Annotated in this window: 6 protein-coding genes; 5 read left to right on the top strand and 1 reads right to left on the bottom strand. The window is 36.2% G+C overall.

What is annotated here, in order from left to right; all coding sequences use genetic code 11:
* The first annotated feature begins 394 nt into the window (after positions 1–394).
* Entirely contained in the window at positions 395–856 is a 462-nt protein-coding gene (locus tag CWB66_RS18170) for a globin (protein ID WP_138586470.1), read from the top strand.
* A gap of 83 nt (positions 857–939) precedes the next feature.
* On the opposite strand, the gene CWB66_RS18165 is transcribed toward CWB66_RS18170, so the two are convergent.
* Positions 940–1,752 (bottom strand): hypothetical protein, encoded by an 813-nt coding sequence (locus CWB66_RS18165; protein WP_138586469.1) that lies wholly within the window; start codon positions 1,750–1,752, stop codon positions 940–942.
* 114 nt (positions 1,753–1,866) lie between these two features.
* Here CWB66_RS18165 and CWB66_RS18160 point away from each other — a divergent pair, with 114 nt between their 5' ends.
* The 4 genes from CWB66_RS18160 (at position 1,867) to CWB66_RS18145 (ending at position 6,244) form a co-directional block, all read left to right on the top strand.
* Positions 1,867–3,423, top strand: coding sequence for a cryptochrome/photolyase family protein (locus CWB66_RS18160; protein WP_138586468.1), 1,557 nt, complete (start codon positions 1,867–1,869; stop codon positions 3,421–3,423).
* 111 nt (positions 3,424–3,534) lie between these two features.
* Positions 3,535–4,548: a phospholipase C/P1 nuclease family protein gene (locus CWB66_RS18155; RefSeq protein WP_138586467.1), complete on the top strand. Its 1,014-nt coding sequence runs from the start codon at positions 3,535–3,537 to the stop codon at positions 4,546–4,548.
* Between the two features lie 29 nt (positions 4,549–4,577).
* Positions 4,578–5,741 (top strand): peptidylprolyl isomerase, encoded by a 1,164-nt coding sequence (locus CWB66_RS18150; protein WP_138586466.1) that lies wholly within the window; start codon positions 4,578–4,580, stop codon positions 5,739–5,741.
* On the top strand, positions 5,738–6,244 hold the full coding sequence (locus tag CWB66_RS18145; protein ID WP_252371793.1) for a hypothetical protein: 507 nt from the start codon (positions 5,738–5,740) through the stop codon (positions 6,242–6,244). The genes CWB66_RS18150 and CWB66_RS18145 overlap by 4 nt, the downstream gene beginning before the upstream one ends.
* Positions 6,245–6,268 lie beyond the last annotated feature (24 nt).

The raw sequence follows: 6,268 nt of genomic DNA, 5'->3' as shown, positions 1-6,268 counted from the left end.
CAGTGAAAACAAGGTGAATTTACGCGTCTATAGCGGGCCCATTGCAAGTAAATTCAACGCAGTTAGCGCTGAAAATAGCTGCTCGAGATAAATTTATTATCCAGAGTTCAGGTTAACTAAGTTGCAAGTTTTACATCACGGCTAAACCATCTCTAGATTACCTAAATTCCAGCTCTCAAAGATCAGTAAAGCACTACTGTATAATCTATGAGATACTTCTTTATAGATAATCACTCTCATTATTAATTATAAAAATAACATACAAATCAAAATATTGGTCGCAGCTTTGTGTTTTGTCATTAAAAAACCGTGCGCTTTTTTATCTACTGGCTATACTAAAAACCAAAATATAGACTCTAAAAACCAATGATGACCTGATGCAGCGAGGCATTTAATGAAAACACATCAACCAGAATTATTAAAAAGCCTTAGCATTATAAAACCAAATTTTCATGCTTTCACTGAGCGTTTTCACACCAAATTGACTCAATCTTGTATTACCATGAGTTACCCCTCTGCTGCGCAATTTAATGAAAGAAGTTATACCCTTTACTGTATGTTAGAACGTATTATTAAGCATTTGGATAACCCTTTATCTGTTGCTCCTTTTTTATCATATCAATTACAGTTTTTGAAAAACGATAATATTCAACAATCCGACATTAAAGTATTGTGTGACACGTTTTATGCCACACTAGAAGAGCACCTAGGGCAACGTTTTAGTTCAGAGAAAAAAGTAGCTTGGCGTAAAGTTTTAATGTTTTTTGAAAATTTTTCGAATAACAGTCTGTTTCATACCACAAACGTAATTTCACTAGAACAACGGATGCTCAAAAAAGCAAGTCATAAAACCTAGGGCTATATACATAGAGGAAGCAGATAGTTAATTGCCCTCAAGTAGCACAAATTTTAACTCTGAAAGATCAACAGCCCCTTATATCATGGTAAATAAATAGCCTGATCGTTTAAGCGATTGAGCTTTTTATTTTCTATTTCTATCAGTAATCCGTAGTGTGTACTTAAAGCATCTATTCGCTTAGATAAGGCAAGATGGAAGGTGGTATCGGCTTCACTACTGCCTTGGTAGTCTATCCGTTGCTCTAATTTTAATGTTTCTTCTTTGAGTTCATTACTTAATGTAATTACTTTACTACTTGCGGCTTTTATTTCCCGATGTAATTGCTCTTTACGAATGAAATCATCAATATTTTCATCTCCAGTCTGATTTGCGTTATCACTTTTTTTTGTCTTTTCAAGATTTTTGATCTGCTGAGTTACTCTGTCTATACTCATTTGTTGATTTTTAAAAAGCACATCAAACTTTGATATGGTCGCAATTATTTGCTCAGCAATTGCTACACTTTGCTTAGCACCTGCTAAGTTATTAGCTTGCAAATCAAAACTGTTATTAAACATGCTAAGTTGCTTTTGCATTTGTGACTTATACGTTTCGATTTTATTTTGATGCTCACCAAGTTGCTTTTTCAGAGCCGTCATTTTTATGTACGAATCGATTGTATTTGAATCAGCACTAGGTTTTGGATTAATGCTATTTTGCTCGCCGCTATGTCGTTTATCATCGCGTGGCGTCATTACATTTAAATGCAAAATTTGTGGATTGTCAGCGCATGGTTGTTGACTAAACTCCACTGCGCCGCTCGTCTCACATTTATAAATAGCGGTGGTTTCGGCTAAGCCGGTAGTTGGAATCCCGCAAACAAATAGCATTAAAACCGTTTTTAATTTATTCATCACTTCTCACCTGAAATATGCATTGCTAAAAATTAATTTTAAGGTAATAACTTAAAATTCAACAAAGCGATCTGCTAATTAAACATACCCGTATACTATTTATTTGGCTTAACTATGACTCATTATAAAACATTAAGACTTATTTTAGGTGATCAACTTAACCCGTCTCACTCCTGGTTTAAACATAAAGACAATGACACTCTTTATCTTGTCGCAGAGCTTAAGCAAGAAACTGATTATGTTAAGCATCATATTCAAAAGATATGTGCATTTTTTAGTGCTATGGAAAACTTTGCCCATGCGCTAAGTTGCGCAGAGTTTAATGTATTACACTTAACCCTAGATGAAACCCAAAATGATAAAAATTTACCCGATTTACTTAATCGCATAGCGAAAAAGTATCGCTGCTCAGCCATACAATATCAATATCCTGATGAGTTCAGACTCAAAGAGCAACTTTCATTATTTAAACAAGCAAGCACATATAATGTAACCGCAGTCGATAGCGAGCATTTTTTACTTCCCTTTTCGCAAATAAAAGAGCGTTTTTCAAAAAACAAACATGTAACGATGGAGCATTTTTATCGCGCTATGCGTAAGCAATTTGAGGTACTTATGGAGCAAGGAAAACCTGAAGGCGGTAAATGGAATTTTGATAGTAATAATCGTAACAAGTTTTCTAAAAACGACTTAGTGGATATACCTTTACCCAAGGTTTTTAATAATGATGTAAGTACAATTATTGATCGCTTAGATAAACATCAAGTGAGCTACTTTGGTGAAATAAAAAATCAACATTTACAATGGCCAACCACTAGAAAACAAGCTATTAGCTGCCTTGAGTACTTTTGTGAAAATTTACTTATTAATTTTGGTCAGTTCCAAGATGCAATGACAAATCAAAGTGAGCACAACACTAGCCTTTATCATAGCCGATTGTCGTTTGCCATAAACGCAAAATTGCTTCATCCACTTTATGTCATTAATCGAGTCATAAACGAATATAGGCAAAGACCTAATGAAATATCAATCTCACAAGTAGAAGGCTTCGTTAGACAAATTTTAGGGTGGCGAGAGTATGTCCGGGGTGTTTATTGGATCAATATGCCCGACTACGCACGCAAAAACCAATTACAGGCGAAAAATAAATTACCTGAATACTTTTGGCATGGCTCTACAAAAATGAACTGTTTGAGCCACTCTCTTTCGCAAAGTTTAACAACGGCTTATGCCCATCATATTCAGCGCTTAATGGTTATTGGAAACTTTTGTATGCTTACGGGAATTAATCCTGATGACGTAGATAACTGGTATTTAGGTGTTTATATAGATGCTATTGAATGGGTAGAAATGCCTAATACACGTGGCATGAGCCAATTTGCCGATGATGGTATCATTGCGACAAAACCCTACGCAGCAAGTGGAAACTACATTAATAAAATGAGCGATTACTGCAAGAGTTGCCAATACGATGTTAAACAAAAAGTGGGAGAAAAAGCATGCCCCCTTAATAGCCTATACTGGAACTTTATGCACACCCACCGCAGTAAATTAGAGAAAAACCCGCGTATAGGCATGGTTTATAAAAACTGGGACCGACAAACCGAAGAGCAAAAAGCAGCGCTATTAAAACAAGCTGCTGCGTATTTAGTTGATTTAGAAAGTCTGTGACCTATGAAACAGGTAAATTTGTTAATTAAATGTTTAATTTTTCTGTCATTGTACTGTAATAGCGCTATCTTTTAATAGCGTTAATCCTTTAAATACAGCAATGAGATAAAAATGAAAAAAATATTAACATCGGCAATTATATTACTTACAAGTATCAACCAAGCACATGCATTTAGCCAAGAAACCCATAAGCGGATTGTTATTGACGCTGTAAGTTATATGGAGCAAAACCCACAATCAACGCAATATGCGGCGCTGTCGCAATATGCTTTACAAAATAAAATGTCAGTTTCACAGCTGGCTGAGCTACTAGGGCAAGCAGCCTATGATGTTGATGATTTTGAAGATACTTTTTTATGTGGTGCCATTACGGGCTCTTGTGTCCAAGCTCCTCTTTGGGGCGCGGCTGAAAGCATTGTAAAATATACTAGCTATTGGCACTTTCAAAACCATACGCAAGGCGCTGATCAGCATGGTAATGATTTTGGCGGCTATAACTACGACAAACTCACTGTATGGGGCACCATTGATAGCTTAGCTGCGGCTTGGTTAAAAGGGGACTATTTAGATGATGGAAAGGGAAGAGAAACAGGCTGGTTTAATGCTGACTCTTCAAAATATAATAGTTATGACATTACCGAAGCTCATTACCGAATTGATAGTCAATCGAACTATAATATGTATGATAATTTTGAAAAAATTCCTTTTCAACCAATCGATAACTTAGGCCAATACTGGTTTCAAAGCTATTTAGACAGTGGTAATCCACAAGTACTGGGGTTTGTATTTCATACAACTGATTTACTTCAGCCGCATCACACATGGACAACTTCAGATTTAAATCACTCTAGCTGGGAAGGCTGGGTAAAGGATTATTATGATCAAGAACAACTCAATGATCCTAGCTTAATACGTCAAGCAATAAATACCTTTTCACCGTTAGATGAAGCCTCAACGGATGTACGTCCATTGCTAACCCAAGGCGGTTCTTTTTCGTACGCTCAAGGAGGTATTGTGCTTAATTCGAAAGATCATTACGATCGTGTCGATACCGCCAAACAAGTTATCCCTCATGCTATTGCAATGGTTGTACATTTATTAAATCATGCCATGGTTGCCCGCTAATGAGGTATTTCGTCTACCTATGTGTAGTAATGTTTGGGCTGCTTTACAGCAGCCAAGCATTTACGAGTGTTGAAAAATACACACCCGCTGAAATACAGTTGATGCATCAAATATATCAACAGCAAAATAGTGACATTAGTCTTTCGCAAACACGTTATCGTTTATACGAGAACCAATTTTTGCTAAGTGAAGCACAGCGCCTAATGCCCAACAAGGTAGCGCGTTTGTCTGATGTAGGTTTTACCACCGGTTACCATGTAGAGCGCTACCTAAATAACCTTTTTATAAAGCAACTACATTTACCACCGACCATCGAAGCTTCTAATAATGTTAAACATTTTACGGCCAGCTGGCTTACGAACACATTAGGTGAATATCCTGCGAATGGACAATATTCTGAAACGCAAAAAAACACATTAAATTTAGTAAAACTTGAACATTTTGCGTTTCCTGCAATGTCTGTTTATGACTTCATTAAACCACTTTCTATGCAAATACGGTTTAGGTTGCATCAAGGCGATAACCAGTTATTTCAAGCAGAAATAGCTAAAAAGCATCAATATTTTATAAATTTAGAAAAAGCGACCAACGCGTTTAAAGCAAAAGATATCAACATTGATAATTTAATAAGCATTGCTCAAGGTGACATATTGCGTCCTTCGATTCAAAGCTGGCTTGGCGTAAAAGACATGATGCATGGACAAAGCCCGATACTCGAACAATTAGAAAAACAAGTTTCTGAACAACAAATAAATCAGTATTACCAAGCAAATAAAAGTCGCTTCAAATATTTATATCAAATAACAGCCCAAGGTGCTGAATTTAAAAATAGAAATGACGCGGTTAAATTTAAGAATGAAGTGGCAAAGAGTACTTTCAAAGCGGCTTTAAAAGCGGCTAATATGAATGATATTTATAGTAAATTTGATAATAATATCAATCGAGAGCATAAAAAAGAGTGGGTAGTACAACTTGCATTTACTCAAAATGAAAATGAGCTTTCTGAAGTCATTCGTTCGCCAGCGGGATTATGGGTTGTGGTGTTAACTAATGACTATGAATATAGATATTTTGCAGCAACGGGCCAAACAGTTCGCTATCAAGCGATTAAATCTGTGGCGTTACAAAATGCTCATCAGCAATACCAGCAAAAGTGGGTTGCGTGGCACACACAAAATGAGATTAAGTTATGAAAATAAAGCTCACGGCACTCATCACAATATCTTTAGCCATTACCTTCATATACTATTTCTCTGGCTCCACCGAGCAGAAAAAAATCGTACTAGCGACTAAACAACCAACAGGTGAGCGACCTAAAATAAAGCAAGCAGTACACACCGTAAAAAAAATCGAAGATGTACATCCTTCAAATATTAAAAAAAGTACCTTGGATGAGTATATTCAACAGGTAATTACCGAACCGAATTACTTACCCCCACTGAATAAAAGTAAACTAAGCAGTGTTCAATACAAGGGGGATTTAGACGACTATAAAGCCTACCAACAATTTCAACAAGAGAAGCAACACGCACTAGAAAGTAGCTTTATAAGTGCTGTTAATACCAAAGTAGCAACGTTAGAAAGCTTAATTGCTAAAGGTCGTAAACAAGGAATGAAGCAAGAGCAGCTTCAAGAAGCGATTGATAAAATCGCTCTGCTGAAAAAAACACAACAGAGTTTACTTAACCAAGATTAAGAGGGCGTTGAGGTTGTAGAATTA

Source organism: Pseudoalteromonas sp. S558, assembly GCF_005886635.1.
GTDB classification, from domain to species: Bacteria; Pseudomonadota; Gammaproteobacteria; order Enterobacterales; family Alteromonadaceae; genus Pseudoalteromonas; species Pseudoalteromonas aliena.
The sequence above is the reverse complement of the archived record's forward strand: the minus strand, read 5'-3'. Positions and strand labels throughout refer to the sequence as shown.